A 15,391-nucleotide genomic window follows, 5' to 3' on the forward strand; every position below is an offset into this window, starting at 1 on the left:
GAAGCTATCATGACCATAAAAAACACAGTATCAGAGCAAGAATGGCAAGCCCGTGTTGAGCTTGCTGCCGCATATCGATTGGTTGCATTGTATGGCTGGGATGATTTGATTTTTACCCATATTTCTATGCGTGTACCAGACACTGAAAACGAATTTTTGATCAATCCTTACGGCATGATGTTTCACGAAATCACTGCATCTAGTCTTATCAAGGTAGACCAACAATGTAATAAGCTGCACGACAGTGAATACCCGGTCAATCCTGCGGGATTTAATATTCACAGCTGTATTCATATGGCGCGCAATGATGCCCATTGCGTTATTCATACTCATTCACTAAATGGCACAGCTGTGTCGGCTAATAAAGATGGTTTACTGCCAATTTCACAACAGGCTGTTGTGGTGCATTCAGGGTTAAGTTATCACGACTATGAAGGCATTGCGCTAAATCCCGCTGAGCAAGACCGATTAGTTAATGATTTAGGTAGTAACAACTTTTTAATGCTGCGCAATCATGGCCTATTAACAGTAGGTAAAACTGTTGCTGATGCATTTTTATTTATGTACGTATTTGAAGCAGCGTGTGCTGTGCAAACCCGTACGTCACAAAACACCGAGCAACTCGTGCAAGTGCCAAGCGCTATCATTGATGGGATTAAAGGACAAACAGAAATAGCAACTAAAGGGCTAGGTGGTGCAATCGCATGGCCTGCGTTATTGCGTTTATTGGACAATAAGAGCCCCGGATATGATCAATAAGGATTACCTATGCAAGTAGATATCATGACTAAAGTAGTGCTGCCTTTAGCACTATTTATCATCATGTTTGGCATGGGCTTAGGGCTTAAAAAGAAAGACTTTGGGGCTTTATTTATCAGCCCCAAAGCGCTCAGTATCGGTCTAAGCTGCCAACTGTTATTACTGCCTTGTGTGGCGTTTCTACTAGCTGTAAGTTTTAACTTACCAGCAGAGCTGGCGATAGGCTTGATTTTAGTAGCCTGTTGTCCAGGAGGAGTGACCTCTAATTTATACACATACTTATTTAAGGGTGATGTTGCCCTTTCAATTAGTTTAACAACAATAGCAACCTTTATATCGCCATTTACACTGCCAATAATTATGCATTTTGCAATGGAAATGTTTAGCGTTCCAGGACACGAATTCCAGTTACCTATCGTAAAAACAATTGTGCAAATGTTAGTCATCACCCTACTACCAGTGAGTTTGGGAATGCTGTTTAATCATTATCGCTCACACATAAGTAAAAAACTTGAGCCTCTTACTCGCAGTTTTTCTAGTATTTTTTTAATCATTATTGTCATTGCAATAATTCATAAAAATTCAGAGCAAATGATTGGCTTCTTCGCCAGTAGCGGTATCGCAACATTCACATTAAACGTGAGTACCTTATTACTTGGACTCTTAATTGCTAAAATGTCGGGGTTATCAAACAAACAACAAATGAGTATTGCCGTAGAGGTTGGCTTGCAAAATGGCACACTGGCGATTTTAATTGCCAGCACTTTAATGAATAACCCTACAATTGCTATTCCAGGGGCAACTTACAGCTTATTTATGTTCGTAACGGGGTATGCTTTTTGTGCTCTATTCAAGTTACAAAATAACAGACAAGCGCTACAACTTATTAAAGACAAGCCATAACAATCACACCTATTTCTGACCAAAAAAAACAACCTTAAAACTAAAGCATGCCAAGGACTTACTTGGCGCTTTTTACATTTGTAATCGTTCTTGTACATCGGCTTTTTTTGGGTCAATATCTCTGTATGGCTGTTTTTATAGGGACATAGTGTGGCCAAATATAACGATACTCAATTACCAATTCATACCGCCGAGTTAAAGCTAGCGCTCGACAACTTACCTGCGTATGTGTACATCAAAGATGATTACTCACGATATGTTTATCGTTAAACCTATTAGCATGTAATGAATCAGAGCTGCTTTTTAAAACCGATATGGATCTATTTCCGCAAAGTACTGCAGAAAAACTATTAAACATCGATGCGCGTGTTCTTAGTGGAGAGCGCACTCGTGAAGAAATTGAACTTACTTTATCAAAAGGAGAGAAAAGTATTTTCTGGGAGGTAAAATCCCCCATCTTTTCCGATTCGGATCCTAATAAAGTCATTGGCATATTGGGAATTTCAACCGATATAACCGAACGAAAAGAACTTGAACAACAACTCCTATACGATGCCTCCACAGACCCATTAACCGATTTATTAAACCGACGTTATTTCTTCCTTCGCCTCGCTCTCGCGCTACAGTTAAGTAAAAGCAAGCAAACTTACGGTGCTGTTATCTTTATCGACCTCAATAAATTTAAAAAGCTAAATGATATGTATGGCCATAATGTTGGTGACGACTACTTAATAGAAATTTCAAAGCGAATGAAAACCACTATGCGTGATAACGACTGTATAGCGCGTCTAGGAGGAGATGAATTTGTTATTCTTTTAGAAGGACTTGGACGTGAAGAGCAACATGCAAAAGATAATGCGCGTAGAGTTGCCCATAAGATCCAATCAGCAATAGAGGTCGAATTTAGACACCCTCATGTTACGTATTATGGTTCGGCTAGTGTTGGGGTTACCATGTTTTATGGTAATACCAAAAGTGCTGAAGAAGTCGTTGCTCAAGCTGATCAAAGCATGTATCTCATAAAACACTCTCTTAACAAACGTATTGATTGCTAACCTATTAGCAAAAAGAGCTTAGCTAGAGATGTGTAATGAATAGCATAAATCATAAACACCACCTCATTAATGCAATAAGGTGGTGTCACTCGCTAATTTTTATCTAGTTATAGGCCCAGATGACAGAGTTTTTCATAGTGCCATGTTTTGTTTTTACTCGTTTGTGACACCAGGCCAACACCAGCATTTTGCTGTAATGAAAAAACGTTCATTTACCAAAGCCTTACATACTTCTTTTTAAAAAATGGGAGCTATCAACTGTATTTTTATATTGCAAAATGATGGCAGCACTTATCCTGTAGTGATAGTCTCAATATTTGGTAAAAACATTAACCGTATCTAAGGAAAGTACATGGATCCAGTATCACAAATTCTCGACTTACTTTTGAATGTCGAAACCTTTATTCTTATTTTTGTATTAGTGCTACTAAAAAGCAGCGTTAAATTCGTGCCACAAAACCGCGCTTGGCTTATAGAGCGATTTGGTAAATATCATTCAACTAAAGAAGCGGGCTTAAACTTTATTGTGCCATTTATCGACCGAATTGCAGCAGACCGAAGTTTAAAAGAGCAAGCACAAGATGTGCCTTCTCAGTCAGCTATCACTAAAGATAATATCTCACTTATCGTCGATGGCGTACTGTATTTCCGAGTACTTGATCCTTATAAAGCAACCTATGGTGTTGATGATTATGTATTTGCCGTTACTCAGCTATCGCAAACAACCATGCGTTCAGAGCTTGGTAAAATGGAGCTAGATAAAACCTTTGAAGAACGTGACATGTTAAACACCAACATAGTTAGTGCTATTAACCAGGCTTCTGAGCCATGGGGTATTCAAGTTTTACGTTACGAGATTAAAGACATTGTGCCGCCTAATTCTGTAATGGAAGCCATGGAAGCACAAATGAAAGCAGAGCGAGTAAAGCGTGCACAAATTTTAGAATCTGAAGGCGACCGTCAGTCTGCTATCAACGTGGCAGAAGGTAAGAAGCAAGCGCAAGTTCTTGCAGCAGAAGCTGAAAAAGCAGAGCAAATCTTACGCGCTGAAGGTGAAGCTAAAGCGATTATCGCCGTTGCTGAAGCGCAGGCAGATGCACTTCGTAAAGTCGGTGAAGCCGCTGACACTGAACAAGGCCAAAAAGCAATTCAACTAGACCTAGCCACTAAAGCCATTGCCGCTAAAGAAGCGATTGCTCGTGAATCATCTGTGGTATTACTTCCTGAGAGCGGTACCGATGCAAGCTCACTGGTTGCTCAAGGTATGTCTATTATTAATTCTTTAAATAAGAAACAACAAAATTAGGTGAAGCGATGGCGTTTTTAGATACCCATTTAGCCGAAGCATTAATGATTTTAGGTGTTATCGCGCTAATCGTTGAGGTTGCCGTACTGGGGATGAGCACCTACGTATTATTGTTTTTAGGCTTATCTTTATTTGCCAGTGGCTTACTTATGAATATAGAGCTACTTGCAAGTACTTACACCACGGCACTTTGGAGTAATATTGTGTTTACTCTTGGTTTTGCGGTCGTGCTGTGGCGTCCCCTAAAACGCATGCAAGATAAAACAGAGACTCAGCCTGTTCACAGTGACTTTGCTGAACTTACCTTTGTTGTAAATGCAGATGTTGATGACCAAGGTTTAACCACACACCAATATTCGGGCATTCAGTGGCAACTAAAAAGCCACTCCCCCATTGCGGCTGGGAGCACTGTAAAAGTCACCGACAAACAAGTCGGTGTACTTTGGGTTGAAGCTATTTAACTCGCTTAGAGTCAAAACTCTATTTAATTTTGTAACCGTGTTTGTTATGGTTAGTAGCAATCACGGTTATAAGCAAGGTAGCAGTAATGGATAATAACAAGGCACTCGTTGTAGAAGGCGGCGCTATGCGCGGTATTTTCGCCACAGGTGTGCTTGATACGTTTATTAAAGAAAGCTACCAACCTTTCAAGCAATGCTATGGTGTTTCAGCAGGAGCCACCAACATCGCAGCTTATTTATGTGCTCAATATAAACGTAACCATGCTGTGATCACAGATTACTCGTGTCGACCTGAGTTCATTAATTATGTTCGCTTTTTAAAAGGCGGTCACCTGTTTGATTTAGACTGGCTATGGCAAGAAACCATTCGAGATATTCGCCTTGATTTAGACACCTTCGAAAAACAAGCGAGTGAGTTTTATATCGTTGCAACCAATATTAAAACAGGTAATGCTGAGTATTTAAAAGCAACTGCTGAACTTATAGAAGAGCAATTGAAAGCCTCATGTGCACTACCAATTGCATACCGCCAATACCCACAGATCAACAGTATGCAATTAACAGATGGTGGTGTAGCCGATTCTATTCCTATTCGTAAAGCTTACGAAATGGGTAATAAGGAAATTACAGTTATTTTGTCTCAGCCGATTGGCTATCGAAAAAAACCATCGAAAGCACCTTGGCTAGTTAAACGACTTTACAAAGAAACACCCGCGCTTGCTAAGGCATCCATCTTACGAGCAGAAAACTATAATCAAAGCATTGACTTTGTTATGAATCCACCGAGTGACTGTAAAGTTAACATCATCGCTCCTCCTCCTGATTTTGCTGTAGGTCGAACAACAAAGTCTTACGCTAAGTTATCAGCAGGATATGAAATGGGTATTGCGGCAGGAAAACAGTTTTTAAGCAATTTAGCTTAATAGCTAGTCGCGTATAGAAACGAATTTTTGCAATACACACCCCAAATTATTGCAAAAACTTGCTTAAATAATATTCTCTATTAGTTTTAATACTAAGTCCTTACAAACATTCTAATGCTCATGTTAAACAACTATACCGTTCGTACGCGATTAGCCATTTTGGCTTTGTTACCGGTCTGCGTTTTTGTGATTACGTCAATATTTACGATGTCCATTATGTCGAGCATGGTAAAAGGCATCGACAGTCTTTACGACGATAGAGTCATCCCGCTTGAGCAAATAAAAACAGTATCGGACAATTATGCCGTTAGCATTGTCGATTTATTTCATAAATACCGTGCTGAGCAAATTTCAAAAAATGATTTTCTTGCTGCGGTTGAAAACGCAAAGGGTGTTGCCGACAACAAATGGAAAAGCTATTTAGGCACCAAGCTCACCAATGAAGAGCAACGCTTAGTAAATATCGTCGAAAAGAATCTCACTGTGGTAGAAAGCGAACTCAGCAAACTTTTAAATCAAGTTAAAAACAATGAATTAAAAGCAATTCCTAATGAGGTGTTTGTAAAAAGCCTTTACGATGTGTTTGACCCACTCAGCGAAAGCTATCAAGGGTTGATAAACCTTCAAATCAATGAAGCTAATAAGTTTAAACTTGCATCTGAAAAAGATTTTAAACAAGTCACTATAGCCATGAGCGCATCCATCAGTATTTTGATAATCATCTTATTATTTATTGCATTTGTCATTTATCGCTCTATTCATAACCCTCTGTTATCATTAAGTAAAACTATTGGTTCTATCTCTAAAAGTGCTGACCTACGGCTCAGAGCAGAAACTTATGGCAACGATGAAATAGCTCAAGCAGCCACTCATTTCAACGCGATGATGAAGCGAATACACGACCTAGTAAATGATGTAACTAATGCAACATTAACCTTATCTTCAGCAGCAGAGCAAATGAACTCAATTAGTGATCAAGTAGCAAGCACTGCCACTGAGCAAGAGCATCAATCAGCAATGATTGCCACCGCAATTACGCAAATGAGTAGCGCGATTGAGCAAGTGGCCGCAAATGCGCTTTCAACCTCAGAAAAAGCCACCCACACAGATAAAACAGCTAAACTTGGCCAGCAATCAGTACAAGAAAACATTGATGCAATAAACCGCTTATCGCAAATAGTTAATGCAAATACACAACTTATCAATGAGTTAAATACACAAACAACTGATATAAACCAAGTCGTGATGATGATCCAAGGAGTCGCTGAACAAACTAATTTATTAGCTCTTAACGCGGCGATTGAAGCAGCTCGTGCGGGAGAATCAGGTCGTGGTTTTGCAGTTGTGGCTGATGAAGTCAGACAGCTTGCACATAACACCCAAAAAGCGACCGCTAATATCAATGAAATGATTACTAAACTACAAGCAATGGCACAGCAAGCAGTCACCGCCATGGGTAATGCAGATGACAGTGCCAAACAAAGTGTTGAGTACGCTGAGCGCTCTTCACAATTACTCACTGAAATCACTCAAGAAATGGCACTTATTGCCGATATGAACAACCAAGTATCCACCGCAACAGATGAGCAAACGACTGTTGCAAACGAGCTAAGTTGTAATATTAATGAATTTAGTAGCAGTATTTCACTGGTTAGCGAAAGTTCACAACAAAATGCACAAGCCAGCCAAGAATTGGCTTCTTTGGCTTCGCGTTTACAACAGCAGGTGCATGTTTTCAAAGTATAAATGCAGAGACTCAAATAAATGAATAGAACAATATTTATTTTATTGATGGTATTCGCGCTATTCATTAAACAGAGCTTTGGTCAAGAGCAAATTGTTATTCAACTTGCAAAACCGAGCTATACCGACGCGGTAAAAAATCAATACATCCACGATATTCTCATTAAAAGCTTCGCCGCAATGGGCGTAGACGCTGTATTAATGTACAACGCCAAGCCAATGAATGATAAACGTATTATTGAACAACTTAGTCATAATAAAACAATTACCTTAGCTTGGCTGTCTTTCCCTTATAAGCAACCCACTTCATTAGTTAACACCACAATTCCTTTATACAAGGGTTTGCACGGTAAGCGTTTGCTTATTATTCGTGGTGATGACCAAGCAAAGTTCAGTGCAATAAAAAGCCTTGATCAATTAAAACCATTAATTGCATTACAGCAGCAAAGTTGGTCTGATTATACGGTGCTAAGAGACAATGACTTAACTGTTAATGGCGAGCTTGATTATCCTGGCATGATCAAAGCTCTAGAGACAGGTTTTGCCGATTACTTTCCACGCTCAGTACTGGCTATTGGCACTGAACTCAATAGACTCAAACAGTTCAATTTTATCATTGCACCAGACATTATGCTGCAATATCCCAGCGACTATTACTTTTACTTAAGCAAAGAGAATCAACACATTAGAGATTTGCTAGAACAAGGTATGCAAAAGCTAAAGCAATCAGGTGAACTTGAGCGGCTCTATTTGCAATATTTTGGTGATGTTGAAAAACAATACTCTTTAAATCAACGCCACACCATAACGCTAAAGAACAAGGAGTAAGCATGCTAAAAGCAGTGCTAATTATCATCATGGCATTGGCTATTTTTGCCATGGGTTTTATGGCAGGGGTTTACAGTTTGCCTATTTTAACGGAGCAACCAGCGCCCGATGTTGCTATTTTGAAGCAGCATCAAGATAGAGCTCAGTTTAGTGCCGCGTTTAAGCCAGACCTTAAAGGCTCAGATCGCCTTCATTATGGTGATGGGATGGTCTATCTAACAAATGATGCTATTTCTATGCAAGGTACTTTATCACCTGGACCTGACTATCAACTTTACTTATCGCGCAATTTTGTTGATAACGAAGCTGATTTTTTAGCACAAAAAGGAACCATGCAACGTGTTGCAGGAGTACGTTCATTCAATGGCTTTAAATTAGTTGTGCCACAAGGTATTGATGTCAGCGATTACAATACAGTGGTTATTTGGTGTGAAAGTTTTGAGGAATTTATTACTGCAGCACAGTATCAATAGCTGGATTAATAAAAACAAAGCCGCCTTTGGAGAGGGCGGCTTTAAAGCGGCAGCTATGGGTGTGAGCTGCCTAATCAAGAGTCGCTAATTAAGCTGCATCTTCAGTGCTTTGTACCTCTTCGCTGTGGCGAATTAAGTAATCAAATGCGCCTAAACTGGCCGTTGCACCACTGCCCATTGCAATAATGATTTGCTTGAACGGTGTTGTTGTTGCATCACCTGCCGCGTAAACACCCGGTAATGATGTTGCACCTTTGCTATCAATTTCGATTTCACCAAAGCGAGTTAGTGATAACCCAGAATCTTTTAACCATTCAGTGTTTGGCACCAAGCCGATTTGCACAAAGATACCTGCAAGCTCAAGTGATTTTTCATCGCCAGAGATACGATCAATATAGTTTAAGCCTGTTACTCGTTTACCATCACCAACAACTTCTGTCGTTTGCGCGTTTTTGATAATCGTAATGTTGTTTAAGCTATTTGCTTTACGAATAAGGACTTCATCAGCGCGTAAGGTATCAGCAAACTCAAGCACGGTAACATGCTCAACAATGTTAGCAAGGTCGATTGCAGCTTCAATACCTGAATTACCACCACCGATAACCGCTACCGCTTTGCCTTTAAATAACGGACCATCACAGTGAGGACAGTAAGCAACGCCATGACCGCGATACTCTTTCTCACCCGGTACGTTCATTTCGCGCCAGCGGGCACCGGTTGCTAATACCACTGACTTAGCATTTAAAATCGCACCATTTTCTAGCGTGATTTGATAATTACCTTGCTTAGTAAGTGATGCCGCACGTTGGTTTTGCATAACATCAACGTCGTATTCTTTTACGTGCTCTTCTAGTTGAGCAACTAATTTAGGACCTTCGGTCGCTTTAACTGATATAAAGTTTTCAATTGCTAACGTGTCTGAAACCTGACCACCAAAACGCTCTGCAACCACGCCTGTATTTAAGCCTTTACGTGCTGAATAAATTGCCGCAGAAGCCCCTGCCGGACCACCACCAACAACAAGTACGTCAAATAACTCTTTGTCGTTTAGTGCTTCGGCTTGGCGTGCAGCCGCTTTGGTATCTACTTTATTTAAGATATCAGTCAGATTAACTGCACCTTGACTAAACAGCTCGCCATTTAAATACACCGCTGGCACCGCTAGGATATTGCGCTCATTCACTTCGTCTTGGAACAAAGCACCATCAATCATAGTGGCCGTAATGTTTTCGTTGTGTGCTGCCATTAAGTTGAGTGCTTGCACTACTTGCGGACAGGTTTGACAACTTAATGAAATATACACTTCAAAGTTAAGTGGCCCAGGTAATGATTTAATTTGTTCAATTTCACTCTGTGATGCCTTACTTGGATGACCACCTGTGTGAAGAAGTGCAAGGATCAAGCTGGTGAATTCGTGGCCCATAGGCACACCCGCAAATGTAATTTGCGTGTTGTTAATAGGTGAAGATACCACCATAGACGGACGTCGTACGTCTTGGTTAGGGTTATCTCGCACCGAGAATTTGTCGCTTAACGATGCTAAATCGTTTGCTAAGTTTTTAAGTTCTGTTGATTTATTGCTGTCATCCAAGGCGATAAGCAGCTCAACAGGGCTGGTAATAGAAGCAAAGTGGCTTGTTAATTGGTTTTTGATATTCGTATCTAACATGGCTTAGCCCTTGAGTTCAGAATAAATAATCTAGAAAAATTTTGGGTATAACTGCCCACCACCCGCTAATGTGCTTAATGTGAGTTGTGATGGGCAATTAAGGTTGCATTGGGACAGCAAAGCAAAGCTTTGCTATCATTTAATGCCGTGGCAAATTAGATTTTGCCAACTAGGTCTAATGAAGGAGCAAGTGTCTCTTCACCTGGCTGCCATGATGCAGGACATACTTCACCGTCGTGGTTAGCAATGTACTGTGCAGCTTGTACTTTACGAACTAACTCTTTCGCGCTACGGCCGATACCTAGGTCGTGAGTTTCGATTACTTTGATTTCGCCTTCAGGGTTCATTACGAATGTACCGCGAAGTGCAAGACCTTCATCTTCAATCATCACACCGAAGTTACGTGTAATACGACCTGTTGGGTCACCAATCATTGGGAATTTGATTTTACCAATTGTCTCAGACGTATCGTGCCATGCTTTGTGAGTGAAGTGCGTGTCGGTTGATACTGAGTAAACTTCAACACCCATTTCTTGTAGTTGCTCGTAGTAGTCTGCAACATCACCAAGCTCTGTCGGACATACAAAAGTAAAATCTGCTGGGTAGAAGAAGAAGATTGACCACTTACCTAGCACGTCTTTTTCTGTTAGTTCTACAAAGTCACCATTGTGGTAAGCTGTTGCATTGAATGGTTGTAGTTTTGTGTTAATTAATGAAGTGCTCATAGTATTCCTCATTGATGTATTTAAAAAAGTTTAATTAACGCAGCCTTGCGTCTGCTTGATTAATACAATAGAGGTGTGAGCGATTAAAATAAAATTGATTGTTTAGATTAAATTGATTTGTTTTTTAGATTGAACTACAAATAACCCGTAATAAATATAAAGCCCTCAATAGCTTACTGCAATTAAGGGCTTTGCTTCAGGGAATAAAATTATTTACTAAAGCCGTATAAGCTCTTAGGTTTGATGTAGTTAGGCTCAATTCCTTGCTCTTTTGCAGCTGCTAACATCACTTGCTCAATCCAACCTGCATCCATAATGTTCATATAGTTGCCATCAGGGTCAAAGTTGATGTTAGAACCCATAACCACCATAAAGGTATCTGTCACTTCAGTGTTGTCTTCAGGTACTTGAAATTGATGAATCGAACCGCCTGGCTCAAATAAATAGCTGCCCGCCACTTGTAAATCATCTGGATATTCAGTGTAGTGCCAACTTCCCGCTAACGTATATAAGTGCACAACACCAGTATGAAAATGTTTTGGTAAAACCGTACCTGGTTCAAATAAAACACGCAAAACCCATACTCCATTTTCAGAATCCAGCATCAGTGGGTAGATATGCACGCCCGGTAAGGCGTTTTTGATTAGCTTTTCATCATTGGTATGAATTGTCAGTAAGAAATCTTGATGGTTAATAATATCTGGTAATGCCATATGTGTGCCCTCTTTTCAATTGCTTTCAATAAGTTAACTAGTTGTCTTTAATTTGCTTCTACGGTATTAGTGCATAGCTCTTCTTTACAAAGCCCTTGCTCATACGCCCACTGCAACGCATGTTGCATACCTTGCTGTAAGGTAAATTCAGGTTGATAGCCAAAAACACGGTGCGCTTTTTCACTACTATATGCCGCACTTTTTCGGCTTAGCATGCGCATAGTTGATGGATTGATATCGGTGGTTTTACCAAAAAGGTGATAACACCACTCTATAAAGCCCGTTAGTTTTAGCACTAAGGACAAGTTCACAACTGTGACGTGCTTTTTCCCTTGTGCTTGCGCTAAATAATTAAAATAAGTTTGATTAGTTACTTGCTCTGGGCCTGATAGATTAAAAATCTCACCATTTGCCCCCTCGCTCATGGCACTTTGATAAATGCCTCTCACTAAATCATCAATATAAACAGGGCCGAACATGCCCTGTGGCACCATAAACGTGCCTTTGGCGATTTCTTGCAATGGGTAAGCTATCCAAGGCTTTGAACCAGGGCCATAAACATCGCCAGGACGAATTATTGTTACATTGAGTTTTTTACTGGCGTGATAGCTTAGCGCTAAATGTTCACTCATCATTTTTGAGTCGTTATAGGCTCGCCCATCAGGTAACAAAGGCGCATCTTCTTTAATATCTGTTTGCCAATTACTGCCATAAATGGCAGTCGACGAAATATGAATAAAACGCCTTACTGTGTTTGCTGCGACCGCTGCATCAAGTAAGTTTTTCGTCCAGCCTACATTCGCCTGCCATGTTTGCTTGTAACTAAACGCATTTGAAACAATTGCCGCAGTATGAATAACCAAATCACAGTCATTCAATAATGAACGCCAGCCAGCAGGCTCATTCAAGTTACCTGCAACAATATTGAATTCTTTAGAGGGCGTTAAATCAACGCCGCATACATCGACTCCATTCGCTTCAAAGTAGCGCGCCAGCGTGCGGCCAATAAAGCCATTACCACCACTTATAAAAACTTTTGAGTAGTTCATTGTGTGTTCCTCTAAGCACGTTAAAGCCTCAATTGCATTTAGCAGGCCATTTGGTTAATACATTGTTAAACTTTAATGACCTTTATTACTTTACTTTTTACGCAAAATTTTTTACTTTTTACGCCAGCGCACTAAAAAAGAGCAAACTATGCCTCGCAAAACACACACACCCGACCTAATTAGAGCATCTGCTTTACATGGCTATGTCGAACTGATTGAAAGTAAATTAGTAAACCCAGATGCACTATTAGAGCGCGTAGGCTTAGACAGAAAACAGCTCATTGAGCCCAATAATTTTGTGCAATATCAGCAGCTCATTGAGTTACTAGAAATCACAGCGAAAGAATTAAACCTGCCCTATTTCGGCCTAGAGCTAGGTCGTTGGCAAAGTCTCAACATCTTAGGTTCGGTTGGTTATTTGATGGGTAACTGCGAGACTCTTGAAATGGCGTTAAAAAACTTAACCAAGTACTATCATATTCATCAAAATAGTGCTGATCTGTTGCTCGAAAGTGGCCAAGACTTTGTAAAACTGTCTTTTTTAGTGCGCAGTAGTTTAAAAGTCGGTGTATATCACGGAGCAGACCTAGCTCTGAGTGTTGGGGTTAATCTTTTAAAACAATTAACCGATGACCAAATAAAACTTCACCGCCTAGAACTGCCTCACAGCTGTGATGCAAACACCAGTGTATACCGCCAAGCCCTTGGTCAAATACCAGTATTTAACTGTGCTCATACCGCATTAGTGTTTGAGAAAAAATACCTAAAGTTGGCCATTAAGAACTCAGATAAGCAGTTGTTTTCTATTCTTAGTCAACAACTTGGACACCCGAACGAGTCTAAACGCGAAAATATTTGTGAACATGTTGAAGTGCTTATAAAACAATATCTACTTCATGAACAATTTGGTGTTAATTTAATCGCTGAAAAGTTGTCAATGAGTGCGCGAAGTCTACAGCGACATTTAGCCCAGTATGACACAACATTTCGCGAACTCGTTGATGAGGTTCGTTGCAATTTAGCTCACCAATATTTAACTGAATCAAGCCTAAGCTTATCAAACATTTCAGATATCTTAAGCTTTTCTAATTACAGCGAATTTACCCGAGCATTCAAACGCTGGTATGGCATGCCACCAAAAGACTATCGTAAGTCACATTGATTATAATGGCGCAAAAAGCTAAAAACAGGTCGTATAAAGTTAATTAATTGGTTAACAATTTATATATATTGACTAGCTAGTTTCGCTAATCAGTGGTCGTGTAATGTTAAGAAGAGTGTTTATTACCGGTAGTAATAGTGGTATTGGGTTCGAATTAGCAAAGCAATATATTCGTCGTGGTGATGATGTTGCGTTATTCGACAAGCAATTTAGCGATATAACAAAGCAAACCTTGTGTAGCCTTGCACACAGCAATCAATATATAGAATTTTTTGCCACCCATATCTGCGATATTGAAGGGTTACAAATCCAAGTAAATAATGCAATTGCCGCTATTGGTAAACCTGAATTGGCAATTTATTGTGACCGTTCGGATGAAGTAACCAACTGTGATCACGCTCTTGCACTACGAAACATTGCCACAGTTATAAGCCCAGAACTAGCGATGAATAGCCACCTTGCATTAATGATTCCTGTTACAAATAAAGCTCAAGTTTCACCAGAACCAAGTGTATTGATACTTGCAAAGGAACTACGCCAAACGTTTAAGCCAAACAAAATTAAACTCAGCTTGATGTGTTTCAACAAAGCACATAACGCCTCAGAAAATGCTGCAGACACAGCTAAGCAAATAGTAAAAAGCTTAGATAAACAAAAACGAATGGTGATCCTTGGCTTACAATCTAAACTAACTTATGTCATGAGCCATTATTTACCTAATTGGGTTATGGACTCTGTAATGGATCGCCTCATCAAACAACAACTAATAAGAACAACACGCTAAGGAACAACCATGAACACACATGATAACCTCACGCAATTGATAGACCAAACATGTCAAACCTATGCAGAACTCCCAGCCTATAATAGTGCGGGTAAAACACTTACTTATTCACAAATCGAACAGCAATCTCGTTACTTAGCTCAGTGGTTTCAACAGCAAAGTAACCTTAAGGTTGGCGACCGAATCGCGATCCAATTGCCTAATATAGTTGACTACCCTGTCGTTACTTATGCTGCATTTCGTGCCGGATTAATCGTTGTTAATACCAATCCGCTTTATACTGCTCGTGAAATGCTTCATCAGTTCAATGACGCAGGCGTAAATGCCATCGTAATACTGGACGCACTAACCGATAAACTAGCCACTATCATTAGTCAAACCTCCATAGAAAAAGTGATTGTTACTTCAGCGGTGGGTGAACCTTCACTGCAACCGGGCCAATTGTCATTACCTGAACTCATTCACCAAGGGGAAAAACTCGCTCCACTTAAACCACACCAAGCAAGCCGTGATGATATTGCCGTTTTGCAATATACGGGGGGAACAACAGGAGTTGCTAAAGCTGCAATGCTTAGTCATGGCAATATCTTAGCTAATGCCGAGCAAATGAATGAACGCTTTGACGAAATTTTAACCCCTGGCCAAGAAACGGGTATTTGTCCACTTCCGCTTTATCATATTTACGCCTTTACGGTGAATATGGTTGGCCTATTCGCAATGGGACAATTTAATGTGCTTATACCAAATCCTCGTGATTTAGATGCCTTAGTAAAGCAAATAGAACCATTTGAAATTAATTACTTTTCAGGCATTAACACCTTATTTATTGGCTTGTGTA

Annotated in this window: 16 protein-coding genes; 12 read left to right on the forward strand and 4 right to left on the reverse strand. The window is 40.0% G+C overall.

Annotation, left to right across the window (positions count from 1 at the left end; all coding sequences use genetic code 11):
- Nucleotides 1-9 precede the first annotated feature (9 nt).
- From L1267_RS18140 to L1267_RS18180, 9 genes are all read left to right on the forward strand, one after another.
- Entirely contained in the window at nt 10-759 is a 750-nt protein-coding gene (locus L1267_RS18140) for a class II aldolase/adducin family protein (protein WP_135926919.1), read from the forward strand.
- 9 nt (nt 760-768) lie between these two features.
- Nucleotides 769-1,662, forward strand: a complete 894-nt coding sequence (locus L1267_RS18145) for a bile acid:sodium symporter family protein (protein WP_235383703.1) — start codon at nt 769-771, stop codon at nt 1,660-1,662.
- Nucleotides 1,663-1,958: 296 nt separating this feature from the next.
- Nucleotides 1,959-2,717 (forward strand): GGDEF domain-containing protein, encoded by a 759-nt coding sequence (locus tag L1267_RS18150; protein ID WP_328248225.1) that lies wholly within the window; start codon nt 1,959-1,961, stop codon nt 2,715-2,717.
- Nucleotides 2,718-3,069: 352 nt separating this feature from the next.
- Nucleotides 3,070-4,023: an SPFH domain-containing protein gene (locus tag L1267_RS18155; RefSeq protein ID WP_135926916.1), complete on the forward strand. Its 954-nt coding sequence runs from the start codon at nt 3,070-3,072 to the stop codon at nt 4,021-4,023.
- Between the two features lie 8 nt (nt 4,024-4,031).
- Entirely contained in the window at nt 4,032-4,484 is a 453-nt protein-coding gene (locus L1267_RS18160) for an NfeD family protein (protein WP_138557774.1), read from the forward strand.
- Between the two features lie 86 nt (nt 4,485-4,570).
- On the forward strand, nt 4,571-5,407 hold the full coding sequence (locus tag L1267_RS18165; RefSeq protein ID WP_235383705.1) for a patatin-like phospholipase family protein: 837 nt from the start codon (nt 4,571-4,573) through the stop codon (nt 5,405-5,407).
- Nucleotides 5,408-5,527: 120 nt separating this feature from the next.
- Nucleotides 5,528-7,153 (forward strand): methyl-accepting chemotaxis protein, encoded by a 1,626-nt coding sequence (locus tag L1267_RS18170; protein ID WP_138557808.1) that lies wholly within the window; start codon nt 5,528-5,530, stop codon nt 7,151-7,153.
- Nucleotides 7,154-7,171: 18 nt separating this feature from the next.
- Complete coding sequence (locus tag L1267_RS18175; protein ID WP_235383706.1) at nt 7,172-7,978, forward strand: substrate-binding periplasmic protein; 807 nt, start codon at nt 7,172-7,174, stop codon at nt 7,976-7,978.
- Nucleotides 7,979-7,980: 2 nt separating this feature from the next.
- Complete coding sequence (locus tag L1267_RS18180; RefSeq protein ID WP_138557777.1) at nt 7,981-8,451, forward strand: DM13 domain-containing protein; 471 nt, start codon at nt 7,981-7,983, stop codon at nt 8,449-8,451.
- Nucleotides 8,452-8,539: 88 nt separating this feature from the next.
- Here the strand turns inward: L1267_RS18180 and ahpF are convergent, their stop codons facing one another.
- The 4 genes from ahpF to L1267_RS18200 form a co-directional block, all read right to left on the reverse strand.
- A complete protein-coding gene (ahpF, locus tag L1267_RS18185; RefSeq protein WP_235383707.1) occupies nt 8,540-10,120 on the reverse strand; it encodes an alkyl hydroperoxide reductase subunit F in 1,581 nt (526 codons plus the stop codon).
- A 155-nt stretch (nt 10,121-10,275) separates the two neighbouring features.
- Complete coding sequence (gene ahpC, locus L1267_RS18190) at nt 10,276-10,845, reverse strand: alkyl hydroperoxide reductase subunit C (RefSeq protein ID WP_135926910.1); 570 nt, start codon at nt 10,843-10,845, stop codon at nt 10,276-10,278.
- 209 nt (nt 10,846-11,054) lie between these two features.
- The gene (locus tag L1267_RS18195) at nt 11,055-11,558 is read right to left on the reverse strand and encodes a 2,4'-dihydroxyacetophenone dioxygenase family protein (RefSeq protein WP_138557779.1); all 504 of its coding nucleotides are present in this window, start codon (nt 11,556-11,558) and stop codon (nt 11,055-11,057) included.
- Between the two features lie 47 nt (nt 11,559-11,605).
- Nucleotides 11,606-12,607, reverse strand: a complete 1,002-nt coding sequence (locus L1267_RS18200; protein ID WP_235383708.1) for an NAD-dependent epimerase/dehydratase family protein — start codon at nt 12,605-12,607, stop codon at nt 11,606-11,608.
- 148 nt (nt 12,608-12,755) lie between these two features.
- Here L1267_RS18200 and L1267_RS18205 point away from each other — a divergent pair, with 148 nt between their 5' ends.
- The 3 genes from L1267_RS18205 to L1267_RS18215 all read left to right on the forward strand — a co-directional run.
- Nucleotides 12,756-13,769, forward strand: a complete 1,014-nt coding sequence (locus L1267_RS18205) for an AraC family transcriptional regulator (protein WP_135926907.1) — start codon at nt 12,756-12,758, stop codon at nt 13,767-13,769.
- A gap of 103 nt (nt 13,770-13,872) precedes the next feature.
- Nucleotides 13,873-14,553, forward strand: a complete 681-nt coding sequence (locus tag L1267_RS18210; RefSeq protein WP_235383709.1) for a hypothetical protein — start codon at nt 13,873-13,875, stop codon at nt 14,551-14,553.
- 9 nt (nt 14,554-14,562) lie between these two features.
- Nucleotides 14,563-15,391, forward strand: an 829-nt coding sequence (locus L1267_RS18215; protein WP_235383710.1) for an AMP-binding protein, incomplete at its 3' end; no start/stop codon positions are given.

The sequence above is a fragment of the Pseudoalteromonas sp. OFAV1 genome (assembly GCF_021532595.1).
Lineage (GTDB): Bacteria > Pseudomonadota > Gammaproteobacteria > Enterobacterales > Alteromonadaceae > Pseudoalteromonas > Pseudoalteromonas lipolytica_C.

What these genes read in the sequence shown, in the direction of transcription:
- L1267_RS18140 (WP_135926919.1), top strand. Translation starts at nt 10, where the DNA reads ATGACCATAAAAAACACAGTATCAGAGCAAGAATGGCAAGCCCGTGTT.
- L1267_RS18145 (WP_235383703.1), top strand. Translation starts at nt 769, where the DNA reads ATGCAAGTAGATATCATGACTAAAGTAGTGCTGCCTTTAGCACTATTT.
- L1267_RS18155 (WP_135926916.1), top strand. Translation starts at nt 3,070, where the DNA reads ATGGATCCAGTATCACAAATTCTCGACTTACTTTTGAATGTCGAAACC.
- L1267_RS18160 (WP_138557774.1), top strand. Translation starts at nt 4,032, where the DNA reads ATGGCGTTTTTAGATACCCATTTAGCCGAAGCATTAATGATTTTAGGT.
- L1267_RS18165 (WP_235383705.1), top strand. Translation starts at nt 4,571, where the DNA reads ATGGATAATAACAAGGCACTCGTTGTAGAAGGCGGCGCTATGCGCGGT.
- L1267_RS18170 (WP_138557808.1), top strand. Translation starts at nt 5,528, where the DNA reads ATGTTAAACAACTATACCGTTCGTACGCGATTAGCCATTTTGGCTTTG.
- L1267_RS18175 (WP_235383706.1), top strand. Translation starts at nt 7,172, where the DNA reads ATGAATAGAACAATATTTATTTTATTGATGGTATTCGCGCTATTCATT.
- L1267_RS18180 (WP_138557777.1), top strand. Translation starts at nt 7,981, where the DNA reads ATGCTAAAAGCAGTGCTAATTATCATCATGGCATTGGCTATTTTTGCC.
- ahpF (WP_235383707.1), bottom strand. Translation starts at nt 10,120, where the DNA reads ATGTTAGATACGAATATCAAAAACCAATTAACAAGCCACTTTGCTTCT.
- ahpC (WP_135926910.1), bottom strand. Translation starts at nt 10,845, where the DNA reads ATGAGCACTTCATTAATTAACACAAAACTACAACCATTCAATGCAACA.
- L1267_RS18195 (WP_138557779.1), bottom strand. Translation starts at nt 11,558, where the DNA reads ATGGCATTACCAGATATTATTAACCATCAAGATTTCTTACTGACAATT.
- L1267_RS18200 (WP_235383708.1), bottom strand. Translation starts at nt 12,607, where the DNA reads ATGAACTACTCAAAAGTTTTTATAAGTGGTGGTAATGGCTTTATTGGC.
- L1267_RS18205 (WP_135926907.1), top strand. Translation starts at nt 12,756, where the DNA reads ATGCCTCGCAAAACACACACACCCGACCTAATTAGAGCATCTGCTTTA.
- L1267_RS18210 (WP_235383709.1), top strand. Translation starts at nt 13,873, where the DNA reads ATGTTAAGAAGAGTGTTTATTACCGGTAGTAATAGTGGTATTGGGTTC.